Genomic DNA, 22905 nt, shown 5'->3' on the forward strand with positions numbered 1-22905 from the left:
TTCACCAGCCGGGCGCACACACCCTCGTCAGGGGCGGCGATTCGCCGCCCCTGACGCGTGTCCGGAGCACCTCGAACAGTCCTCTCGATGCGGCGGCGTGAGCAGGTCCGTGGAGCCACGCAGCGGCGTGAGTAAGGCCGTGGGGCTGTGCGGCGGCGTGAGCAGGTCCGTGGGGCCACGCAGCGGCGTGTGAGCGACCCTTGTGGGCCGAGAAGCGGGAACTGGGGCCTTGCCGGCGGAGCGGGCGAGGCGTGCGGTGGCCAGGTCACGTGACCGCGTCCTCCGAACACACCCCGAGCAGGATTCGCCTGGCAATCTTGGACAGTTTCCGTTAGCTGCTAACGGAAACTGTCCAAGATCTGCGTCGCGCTGACGGGACCGTGGGTTCGCTGGTCCGCCGGTCGCTCGAACGGAGGCCGCTCCGGCCGATTCCACCCGACCAACGGTGTCCAGGACACCGCAAGCACCCAGGACACCGACAGCACCCCCGACACCGCGAGCACCGATCAGCGCCAGGGAGCCAGGCAGCGTCCGGCTGCCGCACACCCGCTACGGACGTCATCGACCGCGCGGCGAGACGACCACGCACGGTGAGCAAGCCGAGGGCCTCTCGCACGAGGCCATCGAGACGTGAACGCAACGATCAACCGCCACCGCCACCTGAGACGCAACGATCAGTCGTACTGCGCAAGGGTCGGCGGTGGATTATGCGGCTGGGCGGCGCATAACGTTGAGCAACGGCGCCAGCCCGTGGGCCGACGGTGGCCAGGGCGCGCCCGAGCCCTGGGAGCAGGACAATGACGATGGACGCCACCAGCCAGCGCTTCCTGATGTGCCGGCCGACGTACTTCGCCGTCGACTATGCGATCAACCCGTGGATGGACCCGACCGCCCCGGTCGACACCGACCGTGCCGTGCGGCAGTGGGAGCGGCTGCGGCAGGTGTACCGCGACCTGGGTCACGTCGTCGAGGAGATCACCCCGCTGCCGGGCCTGCCCGACATGGTCTTCGCCGCCAACGGGGGCACCGTGATCGGTGACCGGGCGATGGCCGTGCAGTTCCGCGACCCGCAGCGCGCCGACGAGGCGCCCGCGTACCGGTCCTGGTTCGAGAACGCCGGCTTCGAGGTGTACGACCCGAAGCACGTCAACGAGGGCGAGGGCGACGTCCTGCTCGCCGGTGACGTGGTGCTCGCCGGCACCGGCTTCCGCACCGCGCACGCCTCGCACGCCCAGTTGCAGGAGGTGTTCGGCTACCCGGTGGTCACCATGCACCTGGTCGACCCGCGCTTCTACCACCTGGACACCGCGCTCACCGTGCTCGACGAGCGGACCGTGGCGTACCTGCCGGAGGCGTTCTCCCCCGGCAGCCGGGCCGTGCTGCGCCGGTTGTTTCCGGACGCGGTGCACGCCACCATGGCCGACGCCGAGGTGCTGGGCCTGAACGCGGTCAGCGACGGTCGGCACGTGGTGCTGCCGGAGCAGGCCACCGGCCTGGCCGCGACGCTGCGGGACCGGGGCTACCAGACGATCGGCGTCGACCTGTCCGAGCTGCGCAAGGCCGGCGGTGGACCGAAGTGCTGCACGTTGCGACTCCGTCAGGGAAAGGCGAGCCAGTGATCGAGGACATGCTGCGGACTCCGGCCGCGGTGCGGGACGCCGAGCGTCACACCGCGCACAACTACCACCCGCTGCCGGTGGTGATCTCCTCCGCCGAGGGTGCCTGGGTCACCGACGTGGACGGTCGGCGGTATCTCGACTGTCTGGCCGGCTACTCGGCGCTGAACTTCGGGCACCGGCACCCGACGCTGATCGCCGCCGCGCACGCCCAGCTCGACCGGCTGACGCTGACCAGCCGGGCGTTCGTGCACGACCAGTTCGCCGACTTCTGCCGGGAACTCGCGGCGCTCTGCGGCAAGGACCTCGTGCTGCCGATGAATACCGGCGCCGAGGCGGTGGAGACCGGCATCAAGGTCGCCCGCAAGTGGGGTTACCAGGTCAAGGGCGTACCGGACGGGCAGGCCACCATCGTGGTCGCCGACGGCAACTTCCACGGCCGGACCACCACCATCGTCAGCTTCTCCACCGACGAGGACGCGCGGGCCGACTTCGGGCCGTACACGCCGGGCTTCCGGATCGTGCCCTACGGTGACCTGGCCGCGCTGGCCGAGGCGGTCGACGAGCACACCGTGGCGGTGCTGCTGGAGCCGATCCAGGGCGAGCAGGGCGTGGTGGTGCCGCCGGAGGGCTACCTGGCCGGTGTCCGGCGGCTCTGCGACGAGCGCACCGTGCTGTTCATCGCCGACGAGATCCAGTCCGGTCTGGGCCGCACCGGCGCCACCTTCGCCTGCGAGCAGGAGGGCGTGGTGCCGGACATGTACCTGCTGGGCAAGGCGCTCGGCGGCGGCATCGTGCCGGTCTCGGCGGTGGCCGCCGACGCGGCGGTGCTCGGGGTGCTCCGGCCCGGCCAGCACGGCTCCACCTTCGGCGGCAACCCGCTGGCCTGCGCGGTGGCCACCGAGGTGGTCCGGCTGCTGGCTACCGGCGAGTTCCAGCGGCGCTCGACCGAGCTGGGCGAGCGGCTGCACGCCGGCCTGCGCGCACTGATCGGCAAGGGCCTGGTCGCGGTACGCGGCCGGGGGCTGTGGGTCGGGCTGGACATCGACCCGACGCTGATGAGCGGCCGGGAGGCGTGCGAGCGGCTGATGGAGCGCGGCGTACTCGCCAAGGACACCCACGGCTCGACCATCCGCCTCGCCCCGCCGCTGGTGATCACCGAGGAGGAGATCGACCACGCGGTGGCCCAGTTGACGGCGGTACTGGCCGGCTGACACCCGCAGGGCGGGCGTCGGGACCACGGTCCCGGCGCCCGCCGTCGTCCGCGTCAGCGGGGCAGGCGCATCGCCATGGTCGGCGCCTCGGACATCACCGAGTCGGGGTTGTACGGCGCACCCGAGGGCAGATCGCTCGGCCGCCCGATCTGCACGCCCGGGTACAGCTCCACCATGTCCCCGCTCCCGAGGGCGCGGGACTGCTGCGGTGCCAGCGGCAGGCGGTCCGACTCGGCCATCGAGCCGCCCGGCCGGATGCCGGAGCCGTTGGTGCTCACGTCGGTCGCGACGATGTCGCCGCCCCGCAGCTCAAGCCGCAGATGACTGCGGCTGATCCAGCGCCGGGCCTCGTCGTTGAGCCACTGGCCCAGCATGATCGCGTTGGCGCTCTCCGGGGCGCGGCCGATCGTGACCGGCTGGTCCTCGGTGAGCACGAAGCGACGCCGGATCAGGCCACCGACGCGTACCGCCAGGACCTCGCTGCGCGGCCGGGGGCCGTCGTCGCGGAGCCGGGTGCCGTGCCGGGGGCAGGTGGGTACGCCACCGCGCAGCGACGGTGGCGGCTGGCCGGTCGGCGCGCGGTCGATCCGGGCCAGGTCGGCGAAGGCACCCCCGCCGCCGGCACCGCCGAAGAGGGTGCAGCCCGACTCGGAACAGCGCCACTGCCGGGCGAGCAACTGGACACCGGCCGGTGACGGCGGCCCGGTGAGCGGGATGTGGCCGCCACCGACATGGGCGATGAAGACCGGCCCACCGGCACCGGGCACCGGGGCGAGCACCCGGCCGGGCTGGTCGACCAGCCAGGGGAACCGCCCGCGCAGGCCGTCGAAGCGGACCCGGCTGAGCACCGGCAGGCCGAGCAGGTCGGCCACCTCAAGCATCCGGTCACCCGGATTGTCCAGCACCTCGACCAGGCCGTCGTCGGCCCAGCGGCGGACCACCATTCGCTCGTTGGAGGTCAGGTCGGCGTCGGAGAGCACCCCCCGGTGCACCACCGCGTAGACCGGGACGGTGTCCTCCTCCAGGCTGCGCGCCAGCGCGTCGAAGACCATGCCGAGGCGCAACGTGCTGGCCGGTCGGCCGCCGTCGAGGTCCTGGTAGCGGATGACCTCGGCGAGGTCGATCACCGCACGGACGAGCTGCGGGCCGGTGCAGACCCGCCCCTCGATCGCGTCCAGGACCTTGCTGATCTCGAACCTCATCGGGCCGCCCCCACGATCTCGTCGATCCGCCGGGCCAGCTCGACGTCGCGCAGGGTGACGCCGCCGGCCGAATGGGTGACACAGCGGAACGTCAGCGTCCGCCACCGGATGTCGATGTCCGGGTGATGGTCCAGCTCCTCCGCCACCACGGCGACCCGGTCGACGACCGTGACGGCGGCCGGGAAGCTGGCCAGCTCCACCGTGCGGGTGATCCCGGCGGGGTCTCCCGACCAGTCCGCCAGTCCACCCAGCTCGTTTCGCACCGCCTCGGCGGTGAGCACGTCAGCCATGGCAAGGACCCTACCTGTGCCGTCCGACGGCGACGCGACCAGCGGCTGCGCCATCGATCAGCTCATCCGGCCCATGGCGTCACGGAGACGACCCAGGTCGCGACGGCGGCGTTCGTAGGTGGCCGCGAGACCGATCAGCGCCAACCCGGCGACGGCCAGGAAGACCCACCGGGGCAGCAGGTCCCAGCTGCGTCCCGCCTCGTGCAGGGCGAGCCGGGCGAGGGTCAACCCGCCGAGCACCACCGGCGCCTGCCAGCGGCGGACCGCCCCGAGCAGCGTGACGGCCAGCGCGGCGACACCGAGCAGCAGACGGCGCCACGGCTGGTCGTCGGCGTCGAACAGCAGGGTTCCCAGACTGGGCAGCAGCAGCGCGACCAGGCCCGGGCCGAGGGCGAGCCAGCTCTTCAACCCCGGCCGGGTACGCATCGCCACCGCACCGAACACGAGCGCCAGCACCGCCGCCGGCACCGTGTACGCCTCGACCACCCGCACCTCGCCGGAGCGCAGCAGCAGCCAGATGGCGAGGAGTTCGCTGCCACCGGCCACCGTGGCGAAGACCCACCGTCGTCCGGTCGACTCGCCCCGGCGCAGCAGCCGTACCCCGACCGCCACTCCCCAGAGCACGCAGATCGTCGCGGCGTACCGGCCGGAGCCGACGGTCAGCAGCACCGCGACCAGCGCCACCGCCTGCGCGGTGACGTCCAGCACCGAGCGGACCGCCGACAGGGCGACGGCCAACGCGAGGACCAGCACCGCGACACCGAGCACCGTGAACCCGGCCACCCGCAGCGGCAGCCCACCGGCCAGCGGGGAGGTGATCGCGAGACCGGTCGCCGCCGCGATCGCGACCAACCAGCCGACCAGGCGTACCGCGACCGTCCGGGCGGCCACCCCGACCACCGTCGCCGCCACCACGAGCAGGCCCAGACCGGCCAGCGTGCCCGCCCGGGTGGCCTGGAGGTTGAGCAGCCCGGCACCGGTCAGCACCAGACCGACGGGCAGGCCGGCACCGAGCAGCGCGCCGGACCGACCGCGCAACGCGGTGACCAGCAACGCGGCCACCCCGCCGAGCAGCGCCGTCGCCGGCACCAGCGGCCAGGGTGCGGCGGCGGCCACCAGCAGCACCGGCCCGGCGGCGGCCACGAACGGCAGCAGCACCGCGACCGTCCGGCCCCGACCGGCCCGGTGCGCCGGCCAGGTGGCCAGTGCCGCCGCCAGGGCCAGCACGGTCAGCGCCACGCCGACCGGCAACGCGCCCGGGGCGGCCACCGTCGACGGCACGCCGGACCACGGGACGGGCGGCGGGCCGTACGGGGCGACCAGCGCGACCACGGTCACCGGGAGCGCCGCCAGGACCGCCGCCACGGCCAGCCACACCCCGGCCACCAGCGCCGGAATCGGCGGGCGGGACCGGACCACGGAGACGGCGAGCAGCAGCGCCGCGACCGCCGCATAGACCGCCAGCCGCTCGTCGGCCGGCACCGTCAACGGCGCGAGGCCGGTCAACAGGGCCGCCACGGCGAGACCCGCCGAGGCGTACGGGTGCAGGTCCGACCAGAGTCGGCGGACGACGAGCAACACGACCACCGGCAGGGCGAGAGCGGCCAGGGCCGCCCGTGCCTGCCACCACGGGGTTGCGCCGGCACCGATCAGCGCGATCGCCGCGCCGGCCGGCACCACCAGCACCGCCAGGGCGGCACCGACGCCACCGACGGCACGCTGCACCACACTGCCGCGCCGGCCCAGCACGGCCGCGCCGACGCCGACGGCCAGGATCACCGCGCAGGCCGCACCGGCTCCGGCCGGTGCGGCCAACCCCACCAGCAGACCGTGCCCGAGCAGCGCGACGCCGGTCAGCGCCGCCGCCACCGGAAGCACACTCCGCGTCGCCGGGCGGGCCACCGCGACGAGCACCAGCGCCGCCCCCACCGGCAGGTCGAGGGCGACCAGCGCCGGCCACGGCGCGGCCCAGGACAGCGGCACGGCCAGCGCGGCCAGACCGACGCCCACCGCCGCGACCGCCGGACGGGCCGTCCGGGGCAGCAGCCACCCCACCGCGACCGCGACCAGGGCGACCGTCACGGCGAGCTGCCAGCCCAGGTCGAACGTCTCTCCCGCCGCAGCCCCCCGCCACGGCGGCACCGACCTGCCCACCGCCATCGCGGCCGTCACCAGGGTCGTCAACGTGACCAGCAACCCCACCCCGGCGACCACCAGCATGGTGCCCGCCCGGGGACCGGGCCGCCAGGAGGCCGGCAGCAGCCCCAGCGCGCCGACCAGCGCCACCGCGAGCAGGCCCCCCGCCAGCAGCCACACCGACGGCTCCACCTCGGCGATGGGCCGGAGCACCGCGCCGGCCAGCACCGGCACCAGGAACGCGCCGGCCAAAGCCCGCCCGGTCGGGCCACCGGCCCACAACGACGCCCCGAGCAGGGTGAGCGCCACCAGCAGCATCGGCCCGCCGGCCAGCACCGTGCTGCCGCCCGCCTCGCCGACCAGCAGCGGCGCCAGGGCACACCCGGCGGCGAACAGCACCGCCACGGCGTACCCGACCCAGGCCGCCATCTGACCGGCGAACCTCGGCCCCGGAGTCGTCGTGGCCCCCTCGCCCGCGACGACGGTCCGGCGCCGTAGCGCGACGATCACGGCCAGGTCCACCAGTGCCACCCCGACGAAGGCCACCGCCCATCCCGCCGCGCCCGGCCGGGTCTCGGCGGCGAGCAGCGGCACCACCGGCTGCGCGGCGAGCAGCGCCGCGAACCACGGCACGGTCAGTCGGCTGATCAGGGCGTACCCGGCGGCCACCCCGGTCGCGACCACCGCGACCAGCCCCGCGTACCGGCTGCCCGGCCAACTGGAGACCCCGAACAGGTCCACCGTCCAGGCGGCGTACCCGTCGAGCACCACCAGCAGCAGGCCGACAGCGGCGAACGTCTCGGCGGTGCTGTACAGCCGACGCCAGCGGGCGACGAACGGCACGGTGAGCATCAGCGCGGTGATCGCCAGCAGGATCAACGCCCGGCCGGGCACCCCGACCGACGCCCAGGCGACGGCGGTGAACACCGTCGCGGCCGTGCCGAGCAACAGGCCGCCGAGGACGAAGAGCAGATTCTGCACCGTCTTGGTGGAGGCCTCCGCCCCGCCCGGTCCGGCGGCGTTCGCAGCCGCCATCGCCGGCACCGGCGTCCACCCCGCGCCGGGCACCTGAGGCTGCGGTCCGCCGGGGACCGATCCACCGGGCATCTGCCCCTGCGGCACCGGCCTGCCGGGAACCGGGCCGCCAGGAACCGGGCCGACCGGCAGCGGGCCGCCGGGGATCGGGGCCCGGGGTGCGCCGGGGACCGGCGCGGCCGGAGCGGCCGTCGCGGCGACCGGCACCCCCGGCCGACCCGCCACCGGACCCGCCGGGAACTCGGCGCGTACGGCGGCGGCCAGCTCGGCCCGACGCCGACGGACCGCCGACAACCGGCCGGTCAACCCCTCGAACGCCTGACGGGCCCGTTGCACCTCGCCGCCGAGCACGACGATCTCCCGGTCGAGCCGGATCACCTCGGCGGCGGCGGCGTGCGGCGGGCGACCGCAACCGGTGCACCCGGAACTCAGAGTCGCCGGTGCGCCGCAGGCCGGGCAGGGGTAGCCGTTGTCCACCAGGTCATCCTTGACGGGCGACCCCCACCAGCACCAGAGTGCGGGTACTCAGGCCCGGGTGTGCTCGAACACCCAGGTCGCGTACGCCGGGTCGCCGCAGTCCACCCGGCTGACCAGGATCTCCGGCACCTCGTACGGGTGGCTGGCGCGGATCTGCTCCACCAGCGCGTCGACCCGGTCCGGTGCGGTCTTGAACTGCAACGACCACTCGGTGCTGGTCTCCACCCCGGAACGCCACCAGTAGGTGCTCTCCACCTGGCCACCGACCTGGGCACAAGCCGCCAGTCGACCGGCCACCGCGGCGGCGGCCAGCAGATCGGCGACCGACCGCGCGTCCACCACCGTCGTCACCACGCTGATCTGGTCCATCCCGGAACCCTACGCGGCGTCGTCACGATTGGCCGCGATCCACTCGTCTATCCGACTCCACCACTCGTACAGCCAGTCGATGCGCTCCTGCCGGCCGGTCGGGATTTCCTCCGGCGGCACCGACCAGAACCGCATCACCAGCCGCTTGTCCATCGGCAGTTCGCGCCACACGTCGGCGACGGTGAGCATCCGGTCCAGCCCGGTGTGCGCCACGAAGATCACTCCGGCGTCCGGCGCCGCGTCCAGCGCCGCCAACAGGCCGCCGGGCTGCGGGGCGAGGACGTGCTGCATCGCCTCGGCCTTGACCGCCATCCGCTCGTGCCCCCGGTCCCGCAGCCGGGCGATGGCCCGCAACCGCCGCTTCGGGGTGAAGTTGCCGCCCTCGGGGAAGATCACGAAGGCGTCGTCGTCGTCCAGACCGACGGCGAGGTGCCCGATCTGGTCGGTGAGCGAGCCCCGGCCGTCGCGCCCCGGCGCGATGAACCGGCTCGGCAACCGGTTGAGCAGCACGTCGATCGCCGGGTCCCACTGGAGGGAGTCCTTGAGGACGATGCGCGGCTCCCGCTGGAACCAGTTCACCAACGCGTGGATCAGGATGAACGAGTCGCCCGGACCGGCGTGCCGGCAGACCACCAGCTCGGGACGGCCGGGCAACGCGGTGTCCGGGTCGGTGCCGACCACGTCGATGGTCAGCCGCAGCGTCCACTTCGCCTGCCAGAACAGCACCCGCAGGAACCAGCCGGCCAACACGTAGTGGGCGCGCTGGAAAGCCGGCGAGCCGACCCGCCAGCCGAAGCCGGAGGCGACCCAGAGCCCGAAGAGACAGAGCAGCGCCGCCGCGTCCCAGAGGAGATAGCAGAAGCCGATCCAGAGCACCCGCAGTGGGCGCAGCCGTCCCGGCACGAACGGGGACACGGCCAGGGCCAGCACGGCCCACACCGGCACGGTGGTCACCAGCAGGAGCACCAGCAGCACCATTCCCGGCGCCAGCAGCAGACGGCGGATCCACCGGTGCGGTAGCGGCATCAACGCTCCAGATTCGCCAGGTAGTGCCGGGAGGCCGAGTACGCGCGGCTGATCCGCCGCCCCACCGCCGCCATGTCCCGGTACGCCCACGGGGTGTCGTCGCGCGGTTCCAGCCCGCCGGTCGGCAACACGTGCACCTCGACCCCGTCGGGCAGGGCCGCCATCTCCCGGGCGAACCGGTGCCGGCGGGCGATCTCGAAGGCCACCTGGGCGATCTCCCAGGGCCGCCGGGGCGGCGCCAGCGCCCGTTCGATCCGTCCCACCTGGAGGACGAAGATCCGGCCCGCGCCGGCCACCACCGCCTCGCCGATCGGGATCGAGTTGACGATGCCGCCGTCGACGTAGTGCTGGTCGCCGATCCGGGCCGGCGGCAGCAGCCCCGGCACCGACGCGGAGGCGAGCACGGCGGGCACCACCGCCCCGCTGACGAACCAGTGCTCGGCGGCCCGCTCGATGTTCGCGGCGCAGCAGCGGAACGGGACCTGGAGGTCGGCGAAGGTGGTCTCCGCACCCAGCTCGCTCTCCAGCAGCTTGCGCAACGGTCGGGGCGAGTGCAGGTGGGTACGCGCCGCGAAGCGCCGCAGTTGCCGGGCCACCGAGTCGCCGTACACCTCACTGGCCTCGGGGGACGCCCAGAGGCGGACGAGCCGGTCGGTCACCGCCTCGGTCGGATCGGCCGCCACGAGTGCGCCGTTGACAGCGCCGATAGACGTGCCGAGCACCATGTCCGGGCGGATCCCGGCGCGGAACAGGGCCCGCAGCATGCCCACCTCGACCGCGCCGAGGACGCCACCGCCCCCGAGCACGAACGCCACCGGTCCCCGAGCCATGCCGTTCATCCTGGCACGTCCGTGCCGTACCCCGTTCACCCCGGCACAGCAGGCCCCCCTGCGTACGCAACGTGTCCGAACCGGTACGGGCTGCCCGACCGACCGTTGACAGGGCGGCAACATTCGCGCAACCTGATACCGCTCCCACCTATGAGGGCAGGTGCGATCCGTGAAGCCAGCACTGCAGCCCGGCCGGTTGCTGGCCACCCGTTACCGGCTGATCGACCAGATCGGTGCCGGTGGCATGTCGGTGATCTGGCGGTCCCACGACGAGGTGCTCGACCGGGTGGTCGCACTCAAGGTGCTCGCCCCGTCGCTGGCCGCCGACGCCCGGTTCCGCGACATGGTGCGCGAGGAGGCCCGCGCCGCCGCCGCGCTCGTGCACCCGCACGTGACGTCGGTGCACGACTACGGCGAGACCGTGTCGCCGGACGGCTCCATCACGTCGTTCGTGGTGATGGAGCTGCTCACCGGCGAGGAGTTGGAGTTCCGGCTCACCGAGGGGCCGCTGCCGTGGACCGAGGCGGTGGAGATCGGCGCGCAGGTCGCGGACGCGCTCGCCGCCGCGCACCGGCTCGGCATCGTGCACCGCGACGTCACCACCGCCAACGTGATGATGACGCAGGTCGGCGCCAAGGTGCTGGACTTCGGCATCGCCACCCGCATCGGCGCCCCCGACGACGACGAGGACGGCGGCACCTTCGGTACCCCGGCGTACGTGGCTCCGGAACGGCTGGACGGCGCGCCGACCCAGCCCGCCACCGACGTCTATTCGCTCGGGGTGCTGATCCACGAGATGCTCACCGGCCGGGTGCCGTACCCGGCGGACACCTGGGAGGAACTCAGCCTCGCGCTGGCCGAGGGGGCACCGCCTACCCTGGACGGTGTGCCGGGGCTTCCCCCGACGGTGGCCCAGGTCTGCCTGCGGTGCCTGTCCCGCGACCCGGCCGACCGTCCCACCGCCCGCCAGGTGGCCACCGTGCTGCGGGACCAGATGCTCCCGGCCGACCCACAGGCCACCACCATGCTCTCCCCCACCGTCACGCTCCCCGCGCTGACGTCGACCCGCGCCACCGCCGCCGTCGGTCCGGCCCACAGCACCATCGTCGGGCCGGTCGTTCCCGGCGCCAGCGGAGCGGCCGGTGCCCCGACGACGGCCACGGCGGCCGGGGAACCCACGCCCGGCGGCCACCAGCCGGGAACGCGCTCCCCCGGCGACGACGCCCCGACCGAACGACGCCGACGGCTGCTGCGACCGGCGGTCCTGGTCCCGGCAGCGATCCTGGTGATCGGGGCGGCGCTGCTGGTCCCGGCACTGCTGCCGGAGGGCGACGAGCCCCCTGCGGCGCTGCCCACGCCCCAGCCGAGCGCGTCGGCCGGGCCGACCGCGCCGGACGACACCGCCAGCGCGCAACCACCCGTGGCACCGCCGATCACCTCGGCCGCGCCGCCCCCGACCAGCGCCGCGCCCACCCGGGCGAGCCGACCGGACACCCTGGTCGAGGCCGCGAACCGGCTCGACCGGGTGATCGGCGCCGGTCTCGCCGACGGCGGCATCCGCGACGACGTCGCCCTCGACCTGCGCAACGAACTACGCAACCTCACCCGGGCGGTGGCCCAGGGCGACGGTGAACTGGGGCCCGAGGTCGCCCGGCTCCGCGAGAAGGTCGCCACCCGGCTGCGCGAGGAGGGGCTGAGCCCGGCGTACGCCCGGCAACTGGACGCGGCGATCACCGCGCTCGGCGCCGCGCAGGTCTAGGCCGCACGGGGTCCGCGCCGCTCGGCGCCGCGCAGGTCCAGGCCACGCAGGGGGTCCATGCCGTCACGGGTCTAGGGCCTGTGTCGAAGTCCTCGGTCGAGCCGAGGCGGAGTCCAGGCTGCGGTCCGGCAAGGCGGGAATTGGTCCGGATACCGGTGTTGTATCCGGACCAATTCCCAACGCGGCCGGTCGTCGCCTGGGCCCGCCGCAGGCCGGCCAGGGACTTCGACACAGGCCCTAGGCGCGGGTCACCCGAGCCGGTTCCCGTGTCGCGGACCGTGGGGTGGCCGCCGCCAGGAACCGGCGGTACACCTCCTCGTAGCCGGCCGCCATCCGCTCCACCGAGAAGGTCCGGGCCACGTGCGCCACGCAGTCCGCCGGGTCGAGGCGGGGTGCCTCGCGCAACGCCGCCGGCAACTCCTCCGGACGCTCGCAGATCAACCCGGTCACCCCGGGCCGGACCAGCTCCGGCACCGCGCCCCGGCGCAACGCCACCACCGGCGTGCCGGTGGCCATCGCCTCCAGCATGACGATGCCGAAGGGCTCCTCCCACTGGATCGGCATGATGAGGCAGGACGCCTCGACCAGCAGCCGCAGCGCGACCTCCCGGTCGGCGTCGCGGACCACCGTGACGTCCGGGCCGAGCAGCGGTCGGACGACCTCGTCGAAGTACCGCTGCTCCGCCGGCTCGCTGCACTTGCCGGCCAGCACCAACGCCAGGCCGGCCTCCCGGCAGGCACGGATGGCCAGGTCCGGCCCCTTGTCCGGACTGAAACGGGCGAGCCACAGCACCGGCCCGTCACCGGCTGCGGTCTTACGCGGGAACCCGCCGACCTCCATCGCGTTGTGCACGGTGCCGACCCAGGGCAGTCGCGGGTTCAGCCGCCGTTGGGCATGCGAGATGGCGACCAGACCGACGCCCTGGTCGGTGTCGCTGAGCACGGTGCCGTACTCGCCCACCGGGTTGCCGTGCACGGTCGCCACGGTGGGCACCGCGCGACGTCCGGCGACCAGCGGACCGATCGTGGTGTGGTCGTGCACGACGTCGAAGTCGGCCGCGCTGAGCAGATGGTTCACCCGGGCCAGATGGGCCAGTTCGGGCAGTGACTCGCCGAGCCGGTCGTACTGCAACTCGTCGAGGGTGGCGAGGAAGTCGCCCGCGGTGCCGTGCGCCGCACCGGCGCCCATCAGGGTCACCGCGTGTCCCCGGTCGACCAGGGCGTCCACCAGGCCCGCCACCACCTGCTCCAACCCGCCGTAGCCGGGCGGGGGCACGGACAGCCAGGGTGGCACCACCATCGCGATCCGTAGTGGGCGTTCCCAGGGAACGTTGTCGGCCACGAGCCCTCCCCGTCCGTCTCCGCTGGCCCCGATCCCCGGTACGGCGGCCGGGGATCGAAGCGGTTTCCCGGTGCCGCCGCCGGCAAACGGGACACCACATCGCGGCTCAGCCGCCCACGATCAGTTCGTCGCGTACCACCGACACCCCCTCGGCCGACCAGGCCATCCGTTCCGCCTGGTCGCGTTCCCACCAGGACCGCACCACCCCGGTCAGGGTCACCGTGTCGCCGCTGACCTGCACGGTCACCCGTTCCGTGCCGATACCGCGCAGCAGGGCACGTTGCACGTCGCGGCGTACCCGGTCGCCGTCGGGCGGGGCGGCGGACCGCACCCCGACCAGGTTCGTCACCCCGCGTACGCCCCGCAGCCGGCGCAACTCCCGCTCGGCGGTACGCCGTTGCCACCCGAACTCCACCTCGCCGCGCAGCATCAGCCAACCGGCGGCGACGGTGACGTCCAGGCGTTCGGCCGGCACGAAACTGTTCCACTCCAACGCCCGGGCGGCCGCGATCGCCAGTTCGCCGTCGGTGATCCCGTCCGGCCCGGCGGGACGCACCTCGATCTCGTCGGCTATCGCGCGGACGCCGCGTATCCGTCGGGCCGCGCCGACCGCCGCCCACCTGCGGGCCGCACCGTCCACCGCACCGGTCAGCGTCACCACCCCGTCGTGCACGGTGACCCCGATGTCGGTTCCGCGTACCCGCGGATCCCAGTCGAGCTCGTCCAGTACGTCCCGCTGGACCCGGTCGTCGGTCCGGGCCGTCGCTGCCGTGGTCATGGGTCCCCCATCCGCCTGACCTGCTCCCGCAGCGCTGAGCCTGCCCGAATACCGGGTGAGCGCGGGTCACCTGCTGCGGGTGACCCGTCCCGGGACCACGAAGAGGGGCGGTGGGTGCCGCGACCAACCCCCTTGGCCGCGCCACCCACCGCCCCGGAGGGAGGAAGCAGATCCGTGCGTCAGGACGCCTCGGCGAGCGTCACGGTCACCGTCGCCTCGGCGCTGTTCCGCACGTAGGCCACCTCGACCTGGTCACCGACCTTGCCGGCCTGCACGGCCCCGACCAGGTCGGTGGAGTCGTTGATCCGCTTGTCGCCGAAGCGGATGATCACATCGCCCAGTTGCAGGCCGGCCCGCTCGGCGGCACCGCCCGGAAGCAGGGAACCGACCATCGCACCGCCGCCGGGCGCAGCGTTCACACTCACCCCGAGCGACGGGTGGCTGATCTTCTCGCCGCGTCGCAGCTTGTCCGTGACGTCCTTGGCCTTGTTGCTGGGGATCGCGAAGCCCACGCCGATGTTGCCGCTGGAGCCCTGCCCGGAGGTGGCGATGGCGGTGTTGATGCCGATCACCTCGCCCCGCGTGTTGACCAGCGCACCGCCGGAGTTACCGGGGTTGATCGGCGCGTCGGTCTGCAACAGCCCGGAGATCGAGCTGGCCGACTGGCCGGGCTGTCCGCTGCCGGCCTGGATGGTGCGGTCCCGGGCGCTGAGGATGCCCGCCGTCACCGAGCCCTGGAGGCCGAGCGGGCTGCCCAACGCGAGCACCGTGTCGCCGACCTGCATGGCGTCGCTGTCGCCGAACGTGGCGGCCTGGAGGTTCGTGACCCCGTTCGCCTTCAGCACCGCCAGGTCGGTCTTCGGGTCGGTGCCGACGATCTCGGCCCGTGCGGTGGTGCCGTTCGCGAAGATCACCCGGACGTTGTCGCCGCCGTTGGCGATCACGTGGTTGTTGGTCAGCACGAAACCGTCGGCGCTCAGCACCACCCCGGAGCCCCCGCCGCTGTCGGTGCTGATCGACACCACGCTGTCCTGCACGGAAGCGGCGATCCGCGGCAGGTCGGCACCGTCGATCACCGGCGCGGCGGAGAACGTGCGGTTCCCGCTGCCGCCGTCGTTCAGCATCAGCGCGAGCGACCCGCCGGCCACACCGCTGCCGAGCATCAGCACGAAGACCGCGACACCGGCGCCGATGAACTTGGCGACCCGCCCCGGCTTGGACCCCTGGGACGGGGCCGGTCCCCACGGGGCGGGCTGGCCCGGGTAGCCGCCGGGTGCCCCCGGCTGACCCGGGTAACCCGAATGCCCGGAGCCGCCGCTCTGGGTGCCGCCGCTCCAGCTCGACTGGCTCGGGTACCAGGACGCGCCGGAGTAGCCGGCACCGGACTGGGGGTAGCCGGACTGACCGGGCTGACCGGGCTGGCCCCCGTACCCGGACTGACCGGACTGGCCGCCGTAGCCGGACTGGCCCGGCTGGGCGCCGTAGCCGGACTGCGCGCCGTAACCGGACTGGCTGCCGTAACCAGACTGCGCGGCGTAGCCGGACGGGGCGCCGTAGCCGGCAGGGCTGCCGTAGCCGGGCTGGGCGGAGACCGGCTGGCCGGGCTGGTGCGGTTGCCCACCCGACGGCGACCAGGTGGGTCGACCGGAGGCCGGCGGAGCCGAGCCGGCGGTGGGTAGGCCGGTCATCGTGGGCTCGTTGTCCTGCCCACGGGTGCCCGGCGCGTCGACCGCCCGCACCGGGACGGTCGGCGCCTCGGCGGTCCGGTCGGCACCGCCGCCGGAGGCCGGAATGCCAGGAGAGTCGGTCCGCGCGTACTCGGCACGGGACAGCTCGGGATGCGACGGCTCGGCGTCGGTCGGTGCCGGCCGGCGCGGGTCGGACTCGTACTCGCTCATGCCTCTACCTTTACCCATCGCACTGCGTTCCGCCTTAGCCGGGCCTGAGCGTTCGCTGAAAATCATTCGTCATCGATGTCCGTGGCGGGCGCCAACGGCAGCCGGATCCGGAAGGTGGCACCCCCACCCGGTGTGTCGGTCACCTCCACGGTGCCCTGGTGCACCGACACCAGCGCCGCGACGATGGCCAGGCCCAGGCCGGTACCGGTGTACGACCCACTGCGTCGGGTCCGCGAGGCGTCCGCCCGGTAGAAGCGTTCGAAGACCCGTTCCGCCTGCTCGCCGGTGAGCCCCGGCCCGGTGTCGGCGACCTCGATCACCGCCAGGTCGCCGGGTTCGGCGCGCAGCCGCAGCGTCACCGACGCCTCCGATGGGGTGTGCCGCAGCGCGTTCGTCATCAGGTTGCCGATCACCTGCCGCAGCCGGGCGTCGTCGCCGCGCACCACCAACGGCCCGGAACCCGACTGGATCTCCAGCTCGATCCGCCGGTCCGGCGCGGTCGCCCGGGCCGCCTCCACCGCGTCGGCGGCCAGCACGGGCAGTTCCACCGGGGCGAGCGACAACGGCCGCTCCAGGTCCAGCCGGGCCAGCAGCAGCAGGTCCTCCACCAGCAGACCCATCCGGGACGCCTCGTCCTCGATCCGACGCAGCAGGTCGGAGGTCTGCTCGGGGGCGCGGGCCGCACCCTGCCGGTACAGCTCGGCGAAGCCCCGGATGGTGGTCAGCGGGGTCCGCAGCTCGTGCGAGGCGTCCGCGACGAACTGGCGCATCCGCTCCTCCGAGCGCCGGGAGCGCGCCTCGGAGGCACGGGCCGCCTCCGCCGCCTCCCGGGCGGCGCTCTCGGCGGAGCGGGCCGCGAACTCGGACGCCGCGCGGGCGGTGAAGGCCATCTCGATCTGGCTGAGCATCGCGTTCAACGCACGGGACAGCCGACCCAGCTCCGAGGTGGGACAGGGCTGCCCGTACTCGGGGTCGGGCACCCGGCGGCTGAGATCACCCCCGGCGATCGCGGCGGCGGTACGTTCGATCTCCACCAACGGTTTCAGGCTGGTCCGCACGATGGCCGCGCCGACCGAGGCGAGCAGGATCAGCACCGCCCCACCGACCAGCATGTCGATCAGGATGAGCCGCTTGACCGCCGCCTCGACCTCGGTGAGGTGCTGCCCGATCGCCAACACCTCGCCGTCGGACACCTCGACGTAGTACATCCGCCACCGGGTGTGCCCGTCCCACGACGTCACGGTCCTTGGCTCCCCCACCCGCTCGGAGAAACCCTGCACGTCGTCGGGGACGCGCGGCAACTGCTGCGGACCGAAGGTGTTGTCGTCGTAGTACGGCCGGGTGAGGCCGAGTTCCGGGTTCGCCAGCACCACGAAGTAGTCGCTGGGCAGCATCGCTCCCACCCGGCCGGTCTTCATCAGGGGGACCAGTGGACCGAGCGTCTGGCCCGAGCCTCGCAACTGTGTGTCGATCTGCCCGACCAGGTAGCTGCGGAGGAAGATCGTGGTCAGCGAGGCGATAACCAGCAGCGCAGCCGCGACCAACGCGAGTACGGCCGCGACGAGCTTGACCCGCAGCGGTACCGAGCGGAGTCGGGTCTTGCCCTGCTGGACCGGATTCACGCCGCCGGCTTGCGGAGTACGTACCCGACCCCCCGCAGGGTGTGGATGAGCCGGGGCTCGATGGTGTCGACCTTGCGCCGCAGGTAGGAGATGTAGGACTCGACGATGTTGTCGTCGCCCCGGAAGTCGTAGTTCCAGACGTGGTCGAGGATCTGCGCCTTGGAGAGCACCCGGTTGGCGTTGAGCATCAGGTAACGCAGCAGCTTGAACTCGGTCGGCGAGAGCTGGACCCGCTGACCGGCCCGATACACCTCGTGGGTCTCCTCGTCCAGCTCCAGGTCGGCGAAGGTGAGGCGGGCGGGCGTCTGCTCGCCGGTGCTGGTGCGGCGCAGTACCGCCCGGATCCGGGCGGTCAACTCCTCCAGGCTGAACGGCTTGGTGACATAGTCGTCGCCGCCGAGGGTCAACCCACGGATCTTGTCGTCGGTGGCGTCCCGGGCGGTGAGGAAGACCACCGGCGTACGGGTGCCGCCCTCGCGCATCATCCGGATCACCTCGAAGCCGTCCAGGTCCGGCAGCATCACGTCGAGCACCACCAGATCGGGCCGGTGGTCCCGGGCCGCGCTGAGCGCGGCGCTGCCGCTGGTGGCGGTGGCCACGTCGAACCCGGCGAACCGCAGGCTCGCGGAGAGCAGTTCGAGGATGTTGGGATCGTCCTCGACCACGAGCAGTCGGGCCTCGGTCTGGGTAGCCGCCATGCCGCCCATCATCCGCGCAGTCGCTGCGCCCATGCTGGGCGGTCACTGAAAAAACCCTGTGAGCGGACGGCTCAGGCGGCGAGCGGCATCTCGGGTCCGGTCGTACCGGTCGGCGACGGCCCGACCACACGCTGCGGGGGCCTCCACAGCGACCGTACCGGCACCGGCGCGGTGGGCGGCACACCCGCCGACGACGGTACGAGGTGCACCGCCGATTCGGCGACCCGGGCGAGCGCCCGACGGTCGGCGGTACGGGTCGGGTATAGCGGCGCGGCGATCTCCACGGTGACGGTCAGCTCCCGCAGGGCGAGCACCCGCCAGACCGACCGCAGCAGGCTCTCCGCGCCGAGGAAGGCCGGTGCCGTGGTGGCTGGTCCGGTCGTCCCGAGCCGGTAGCCGATCCGCAGCGGCACCACGGGCGCCCCGGCGTCGATCGCGGCCTGGAACATCGCCGGCCGGAAGCCGGTCCGAGGGCGGCAGGCGGCACGCGTACCGCACCAGGTGGTGCCCTCCGGGAACACCGCGACGGAGCGGCCCGCCCGCAGGGTCGCCGCCACCCGGTCCACGGTGGCCGGCAGGCGGCGCGGGCGGGTGCGGTCCACGAAGACCGTGCCCGCCGCCCGGGCCAGCAGGCCCACCAGCGGCCAGCGACCGACCTCCCGCTTGGCCACCAACCGGGCCGGGGCGACCGCCAGCAGCGCCGGCACGTCCCACCAGGAGACGTGGTTGGCGACCAGCAGGACCCGCCGCCGGGGCAGCCGCCCGCGTACCCGCAGACGCACCCCGCAGGCCCGGGCCGTGGCGCGGGCCCAGGCGCTGGTCAGGCCCGCCCACTCGCGGGCGGGCAGCAGCGGGAGCAGCGCGGCCACCCCGACGCCGAGCCCGAGCATGCCGAGCAGGGCGGTGGCCCGGAGCAGCCGTCGGGCCACCGGGACGGTGTGGGTCTCGTCGGTGCGGGACAGGCACTCCGGACCGCAGGTGGAGTCGGGTCGCCACAGCGGGTGGGCGAGCGCGGTCACGGTCGACCACCGAGGAAGTGCCGCCGGTAGCGGGGGTTCATCCGGTCCAGGTCGAGCAGCACGTAGTAGTCGGCCACCCCGAAGTCCGGGTCGTACCCCGGCTCGCCGCAGACCTGGGCACCGAGCCGCAGGTAACCGCGGAGCAGCGGCGGGATCAGCCCGGCGGCACCCGCCACCGGCACGCGCGGCACGCCCGGCTCGGCGAACCAGGGCCGCAGCGGACGGACCCGCAGCGCGGGCGGCGCCAGGTGGCGGGCGCGCACCTGCGCCCAGACCGCGGCGGCGGCCAGGCCGCCGTCGGCCACCGGCACCGAGGCGCAGCCGCCGAGCCAACGCAGGCCGCGCAGGTGCAGGTAGCGGGCGATGCCCGCCCACATCAGGTTGATCACCGCGCCGGTCCGGTGATCCGGGTGTACGCAGGACCGACCCGCCTCGACCAGCTGCCCGTCCAGCGGGTCGAGCGGGGCCAGGTCGAACTCTCCCGCCGCGTAACGACGGTCCGTCCGGCCCGGCGGCAGGAGGCGGTACGTGCCGACCACCGCCCCGGTGTGCTCCTGGCGCACCAGCAGGTGGTCGCAGTACGGATCGAGGGCGTCGGTGTCCAGGCCGGGTGCGTCCGGCGCGACGGTCGCGCCCAACTCGCCGGCGAACACCTCGTGACGCAGGCGTTGCGCGGCCTCGACCTGGCGGGGTCCGTCGGCGATCGAGAGGGTGTAGCCGCTGGTCGTGATAGGTACGTCCGCGGCGGACAGAACAGCCATGCCCTCTGTGTAGCCCCCGACGGGTTGCCGGCTCCGGTGGCGACCGGTGTCGATCCGGTGAACGCCGGTGGGCGACCGGTGGCCGACCTGCCGGCCGGTCCGGCCCGGGGATCGTGCGAGGCTGCCCGGGGTCTGCCCGGCGACGGGGCCGGGCGCGGCGGAAGGAGTCCGATGATCATCGAGGCGCGCTACCACGGGCCGCCCGGCTCCGGAAACGGCGGATGGAGCGCGGGCGTCTTCGCCTCGGCGTACGGCGGGTCCGGGCCGGTGGAGGTGACTCTGCGTCGACCGCCGCCACTGGACACGCCGCTGACGCTGACCGAGGGCAAGGTGCACGATCCGGCCGGCGAGGTGGTCGCGCAACTCCGTCCCGCCGAGCCGTTCGACGTGGTGGCGCCGCCGGTGGACTCGGCCACCGCCCGATCCGCCTCGACGGCGTACCCGGGTCTGGTGGACCACCCGTTCCCCGGCTGCTTCGTCTGCGGCCCGGAGCGCGCCGACGGCCTGCGGATCTTTCCCGGACCGCTGCCGGAGGGCCGGACGGCCGCGCCGTGGCGGGTGCCGGCGCAGGTGGGCGTGCCGACGGTCTGGGCCGCGCTGGACTGCCCGGGCGGCTGGACGGTGCTCGGCGCGGACCGGCCGTACCTGCTCGGGCGGATCGCCGCGCGGGTCGAGGCGCTGCCCGAGCCGGGCACCGAGTGCGTGGTGACCGGTGTGGTGATCACCACGCAGGGCCGCAAGGCGTTGGTGCACACCAGCCTGTACGCGCCGGAGGGTGATCTGCTGGCCCACGCCCGTGCGACCTGGATCGCGGTGGAGGACGACCGTCGATCGGGTCGTACCTGGGGATGAGACAGCTCCTGCCTGGGACGGAGCACGATCTCCGGAACGCGCCCGATTGATTTGCCTGACCATTACCGTCACGCTGTGCAACGGCGCACCCCGGCGCCACGGGAGGAGAATGATGTCCGACGGGCAGTCACGCCCCAATAACGACGCGCAGATCGTGGTCTCCGGTCTGACCAAGCAGTACCGCAACGTGCTGGCGGTCAACAATCTGTCGTTCACGATCGAGCCGGGCCGGGTCACCGGCTTCCTCGGTCCGAACGGCGCCGGCAAGACCACCACGCTGCGGATGCTGCTGAACCTGGTCACCCCGAGCGCCGGCACCGCCACCATCGGTGGCCGCCGGTACCCGGACCTGGTCGACCCGCTGCGGCACGTCGGCGCGGTGCTGGAGGCGTCCAGCGCGCACAAGGGGCGTACCGGAATCAACCACCTGCGAGTGATCTGCGCGGCGGCCGGGTTGCCCCGGCAGCGGGCCGACGAGGCGCTCGCCATGGTCGGCCTGAGCCCGGCGGCGAAGCGCAAGTTCAAGGGTTACTCGCTGGGTATGAAGCAGCGCCTCGGCATCGCCGCGGCGATGCTCGGCGACCCCCAGGTGCTCATCCTCGACGAGCCGGCCAACGGTCTGGACCCGGAGGGCATCCGGTGGATGCGCGGGTTCCTCAAGGGCCTGGCCGCCGAGGGCCGCACCGTGCTGGTCTCCAGCCACCTGCTGTCGGAGATGCAGTTGCTCGCCGACGACGTGGTGATCATCGCGGCCGGGCAGCTCGTCCGGCAGGGACCGGTCGAGCAGGTGATCGGGTCGATGGCGCAGGGTGCCCGGGTCCGGGTCCGCACCCCGCAGGCGGACGCGCTGACCGCGGCGCTGGCCGGCGGCGAGGCCACCGTGCAGACCGACGAGCACGGCACCCTGCTGATCGCCGGGGTGGACGCCCCGACGGTGGGCCGGGCAGCCCTGGCCGCCGGGGTGGAGCTGCACGAGCTGAGCACCGAACGACCCGACCTGGAACGCGTGTTCCTGGAGCTGACGGCCGGAAAGGCGGGCATCCGATGAGCAACCTCGTCCGCGCCGAACTGCTCAAGATCCGCACCACCAGCACCTGGTGGTGGCTGGCCATCGCGGCGTTCCTGTCGATCGCCATGGCCTTCCCGTTCAACGCCTGGCTGGCCAACGAGACGCTCAGCGGCGGCGGGGAGGAGTTCGGTTACACCGGCGACGCCGCCTCCGCGCCGGCACAGGCGGCGAACATCTACACCTCGGGTCAGTACCTCGGCCTGATGTTCGTGATGCTGATCGGCATCCTGATGGTCACCAACGAGTTCTTCCACCAGACGGCGACCACCACCTTCCTGGCCACCCCGCGGCGGACCGCGGTGATCGTCAGCAAGCTCATCGCGGCCAGCCTGCTGGGCTTCGCGTTCTGGCTGGTGACCACCGTGATCGACCTGGGTGCCGGAGCGCTGTTCCTGACGCTCAACGACCACGGCACGATGCTCGGCGAGTGGGAGGTCCAGCGGGCCCTGCTGCTCAACCTGATGGCGTACGCCATCTGGACCGTGCTGGGCGTGGGTATCGGCACGCTGATCACCAGCCAGCTCGGTGCGGTGATCACCGCGTCGGTGCTTTACCTAATTGGTACACAAGTTGTCGGTCTGCTGTTCCTCCTGCTGTCGAACTGGCTGGACAACATGGCCGTGATCAAGTGGCAGGTGATCTGGCCCGCGGCGGCCTCCCAGATCATGATCACCCCAGGTGAGAACGAGATGTTGCCCGCCTGGTGGGTCGGTGCCGTGGTGCTGATCGGCTACGCCGTGGTGAGCTGCGTGGTCGGCATCCTGATTACGCGGCGTCGCGACATCTCCTGATTCGCGGACCCGGAGAGCGACCGGGCCGGGCCCGGTCCGATCGGCGACGAGCCGGTCGGGCCGGGCCCGTGTCATAGCAGCTAGCAGGGCGACACGCTGGGCTTACGGAACTTCTGGCATCT

At 73.4% G+C, this 22905-nt stretch carries 19 protein-coding genes; 6 read left to right on the plus strand and 13 right to left on the minus strand.

The window, feature by feature from the left end; translation table 11 throughout:
* Nucleotides 1-803: 803 nt before the first annotated feature.
* Together ddaH and rocD are read left to right on the plus strand one after the other, a co-directional pair.
* Nucleotides 804-1619 carry a dimethylargininase gene (gene ddaH / locus HUT12_RS27055; protein WP_176096000.1) on the plus strand — a complete coding sequence of 272 codons (816 nt, stop codon included), beginning with the start codon at nt 804-806 and terminating at the stop codon, nt 1617-1619.
* Nucleotides 1616-2830: an ornithine--oxo-acid transaminase gene (gene rocD, locus HUT12_RS27060; protein WP_176095129.1), complete on the plus strand. Its 1215-nt coding sequence runs from the start codon at nt 1616-1618 to the stop codon at nt 2828-2830. Before ddaH ends, rocD begins: the two co-directional genes overlap by 4 nt.
* Before the next feature lie 53 nt (nt 2831-2883).
* Here rocD and HUT12_RS27065 read toward each other — a convergent pair whose 3' ends face one another.
* From HUT12_RS27065 to HUT12_RS27090, 6 genes are read right to left on the minus strand one after another with little or no spacing between them, the layout of a single operon-like run.
* Nucleotides 2884-4032, minus strand: a complete 1149-nt coding sequence (locus tag HUT12_RS27065) for an FHA domain-containing protein (protein ID WP_176095130.1) — start codon at nt 4030-4032, stop codon at nt 2884-2886.
* A complete protein-coding gene (locus HUT12_RS27070; protein WP_176095131.1) occupies nt 4029-4322 on the minus strand; it encodes a 4a-hydroxytetrahydrobiopterin dehydratase in 294 nt (97 codons plus the stop codon). The genes HUT12_RS27065 and HUT12_RS27070 overlap by 4 nt, the downstream gene beginning before the upstream one ends.
* A 57-nt stretch (nt 4323-4379) precedes the next feature.
* On the minus strand, nt 4380-7970 hold the full coding sequence (locus tag HUT12_RS27075) for an SCO7613 C-terminal domain-containing membrane protein (protein WP_254876972.1): 3591 nt from the start codon (nt 7968-7970) through the stop codon (nt 4380-4382).
* A gap of 48 nt (nt 7971-8018) precedes the next feature.
* Nucleotides 8019-8339 carry a divalent-cation tolerance protein CutA gene (gene cutA / locus HUT12_RS27080; protein ID WP_131057047.1) on the minus strand — a complete coding sequence of 107 codons (321 nt, stop codon included), beginning with the start codon at nt 8337-8339 and terminating at the stop codon, nt 8019-8021.
* Between the two features lie 9 nt (nt 8340-8348).
* Nucleotides 8349-9365 carry a 1-acyl-sn-glycerol-3-phosphate acyltransferase gene (locus HUT12_RS27085; protein WP_176095132.1) on the minus strand — a complete coding sequence of 339 codons (1017 nt, stop codon included), beginning with the start codon at nt 9363-9365 and terminating at the stop codon, nt 8349-8351.
* Nucleotides 9365-10195 carry a patatin-like phospholipase family protein gene (locus HUT12_RS27090; protein WP_131057051.1) on the minus strand — a complete coding sequence of 277 codons (831 nt, stop codon included), beginning with the start codon at nt 10193-10195 and terminating at the stop codon, nt 9365-9367. Before HUT12_RS27090 ends, HUT12_RS27085 begins: the two co-directional genes overlap by 1 nt.
* A 169-nt stretch (nt 10196-10364) precedes the next feature.
* Between HUT12_RS27090 and HUT12_RS33280 the strand changes: the two genes are divergently transcribed.
* Nucleotides 10365-11954: a serine/threonine-protein kinase gene (locus HUT12_RS33280; RefSeq protein WP_176095133.1), complete on the plus strand. Its 1590-nt coding sequence runs from the start codon at nt 10365-10367 to the stop codon at nt 11952-11954.
* Between the two features lie 237 nt (nt 11955-12191).
* Here HUT12_RS33280 and HUT12_RS27100 read toward each other — a convergent pair whose 3' ends face one another.
* The 7 genes from HUT12_RS27100 to HUT12_RS27130 form a co-directional block, all read right to left on the minus strand.
* A complete protein-coding gene (locus HUT12_RS27100; RefSeq protein ID WP_131055004.1) occupies nt 12192-13253 on the minus strand; it encodes a glycosyltransferase family 4 protein in 1062 nt (353 codons plus the stop codon).
* Between the two features lie 148 nt (nt 13254-13401).
* On the minus strand, nt 13402-14073 hold the full coding sequence (locus tag HUT12_RS27105) for a BON domain-containing protein (protein WP_176095134.1): 672 nt from the start codon (nt 14071-14073) through the stop codon (nt 13402-13404).
* A gap of 179 nt (nt 14074-14252) precedes the next feature.
* Nucleotides 14253-15971: a trypsin-like peptidase domain-containing protein gene (locus tag HUT12_RS27110; protein WP_176095135.1), complete on the minus strand. Its 1719-nt coding sequence runs from the start codon at nt 15969-15971 to the stop codon at nt 14253-14255.
* A gap of 62 nt (nt 15972-16033) precedes the next feature.
* Nucleotides 16034-17593 carry a HAMP domain-containing sensor histidine kinase gene (locus HUT12_RS27115; RefSeq protein ID WP_131055001.1) on the minus strand — a complete coding sequence of 520 codons (1560 nt, stop codon included), beginning with the start codon at nt 17591-17593 and terminating at the stop codon, nt 16034-16036.
* Entirely contained in the window at nt 17590-18291 is a 702-nt protein-coding gene (locus HUT12_RS27120) for a response regulator transcription factor (protein WP_131055002.1), read from the minus strand. Before HUT12_RS27120 ends, HUT12_RS27115 begins: the two co-directional genes overlap by 4 nt.
* A gap of 71 nt (nt 18292-18362) precedes the next feature.
* On the minus strand, nt 18363-19310 hold the full coding sequence (locus tag HUT12_RS27125; protein ID WP_176095136.1) for a lysophospholipid acyltransferase family protein: 948 nt from the start codon (nt 19308-19310) through the stop codon (nt 18363-18365).
* Nucleotides 19307-20071 carry a GNAT family N-acetyltransferase gene (locus tag HUT12_RS27130; RefSeq protein ID WP_176095137.1) on the minus strand — a complete coding sequence of 255 codons (765 nt, stop codon included), beginning with the start codon at nt 20069-20071 and terminating at the stop codon, nt 19307-19309. Before HUT12_RS27130 ends, HUT12_RS27125 begins: the two co-directional genes overlap by 4 nt.
* A gap of 171 nt (nt 20072-20242) precedes the next feature.
* Between HUT12_RS27130 and HUT12_RS27135 the strand changes: the two genes are divergently transcribed.
* The 3 genes from HUT12_RS27135 (at nt 20243) to HUT12_RS27145 (ending at nt 22783) form a co-directional block, all read left to right on the plus strand.
* On the plus strand, nt 20243-20923 hold the full coding sequence (locus HUT12_RS27135) for a hypothetical protein (RefSeq protein ID WP_176095138.1): 681 nt from the start codon (nt 20243-20245) through the stop codon (nt 20921-20923).
* A 112-nt stretch (nt 20924-21035) separates the two neighbouring features.
* Complete coding sequence (locus tag HUT12_RS27140) at nt 21036-21971, plus strand: ABC transporter ATP-binding protein (RefSeq protein WP_176095139.1); 936 nt, start codon at nt 21036-21038, stop codon at nt 21969-21971.
* Complete coding sequence (locus HUT12_RS27145; RefSeq protein ID WP_131053079.1) at nt 21968-22783, plus strand: ABC transporter permease; 816 nt, start codon at nt 21968-21970, stop codon at nt 22781-22783. The genes HUT12_RS27140 and HUT12_RS27145 overlap by 4 nt, the downstream gene beginning before the upstream one ends.
* Nucleotides 22784-22905: the final 122 nt, after the last annotated feature.

The organism is Verrucosispora sp. NA02020 (assembly GCF_013364215.1).
Classification (GTDB): domain Bacteria; phylum Actinomycetota; class Actinomycetes; order Mycobacteriales; family Micromonosporaceae; genus Micromonospora.

Excerpts from the sequence above, each read along its gene's own strand:
- HUT12_RS27130 (WP_176095137.1), bottom strand. The coding sequence starts at position 20,071 with ATGGCTGTTCTGTCCGCCGCGGACGTACCTATCACGACCAGCGGCTAC.
- HUT12_RS27065 (WP_176095130.1), bottom strand. The coding sequence starts at position 4,032 with ATGAGGTTCGAGATCAGCAAGGTCCTGGACGCGATCGAGGGGCGGGTC.
- cutA (WP_131057047.1), bottom strand. The coding sequence starts at position 8,339 with ATGGACCAGATCAGCGTGGTGACGACGGTGGTGGACGCGCGGTCGGTC.
- HUT12_RS27140 (WP_176095139.1), top strand. The coding sequence starts at position 21,036 with ATGTCCGACGGGCAGTCACGCCCCAATAACGACGCGCAGATCGTGGTC.
- HUT12_RS27090 (WP_131057051.1), bottom strand. The coding sequence starts at position 10,195 with ATGGCTCGGGGACCGGTGGCGTTCGTGCTCGGGGGCGGTGGCGTCCTC.
- HUT12_RS27110 (WP_176095135.1), bottom strand. The coding sequence starts at position 15,971 with ATGAGCGAGTACGAGTCCGACCCGCGCCGGCCGGCACCGACCGACGCC.
- ddaH (WP_176096000.1), top strand. The coding sequence starts at position 804 with ATGGACGCCACCAGCCAGCGCTTCCTGATGTGCCGGCCGACGTACTTC.
- HUT12_RS27120 (WP_131055002.1), bottom strand. The coding sequence starts at position 18,291 with ATGGCGGCTACCCAGACCGAGGCCCGACTGCTCGTGGTCGAGGACGAT.
- HUT12_RS27105 (WP_176095134.1), bottom strand. The coding sequence starts at position 14,073 with ATGACCACGGCAGCGACGGCCCGGACCGACGACCGGGTCCAGCGGGAC.
- HUT12_RS27135 (WP_176095138.1), top strand. The coding sequence starts at position 20,243 with ATGATCATCGAGGCGCGCTACCACGGGCCGCCCGGCTCCGGAAACGGC.
- HUT12_RS27145 (WP_131053079.1), top strand. The coding sequence starts at position 21,968 with ATGAGCAACCTCGTCCGCGCCGAACTGCTCAAGATCCGCACCACCAGC.
- HUT12_RS27100 (WP_131055004.1), bottom strand. The coding sequence starts at position 13,253 with ATGGTGGTGCCACCCTGGCTGTCCGTGCCCCCGCCCGGCTACGGCGGG.
- HUT12_RS27070 (WP_176095131.1), bottom strand. The coding sequence starts at position 4,322 with ATGGCTGACGTGCTCACCGCCGAGGCGGTGCGAAACGAGCTGGGTGGA.
- HUT12_RS27085 (WP_176095132.1), bottom strand. The coding sequence starts at position 9,365 with ATGCCGCTACCGCACCGGTGGATCCGCCGTCTGCTGCTGGCGCCGGGA.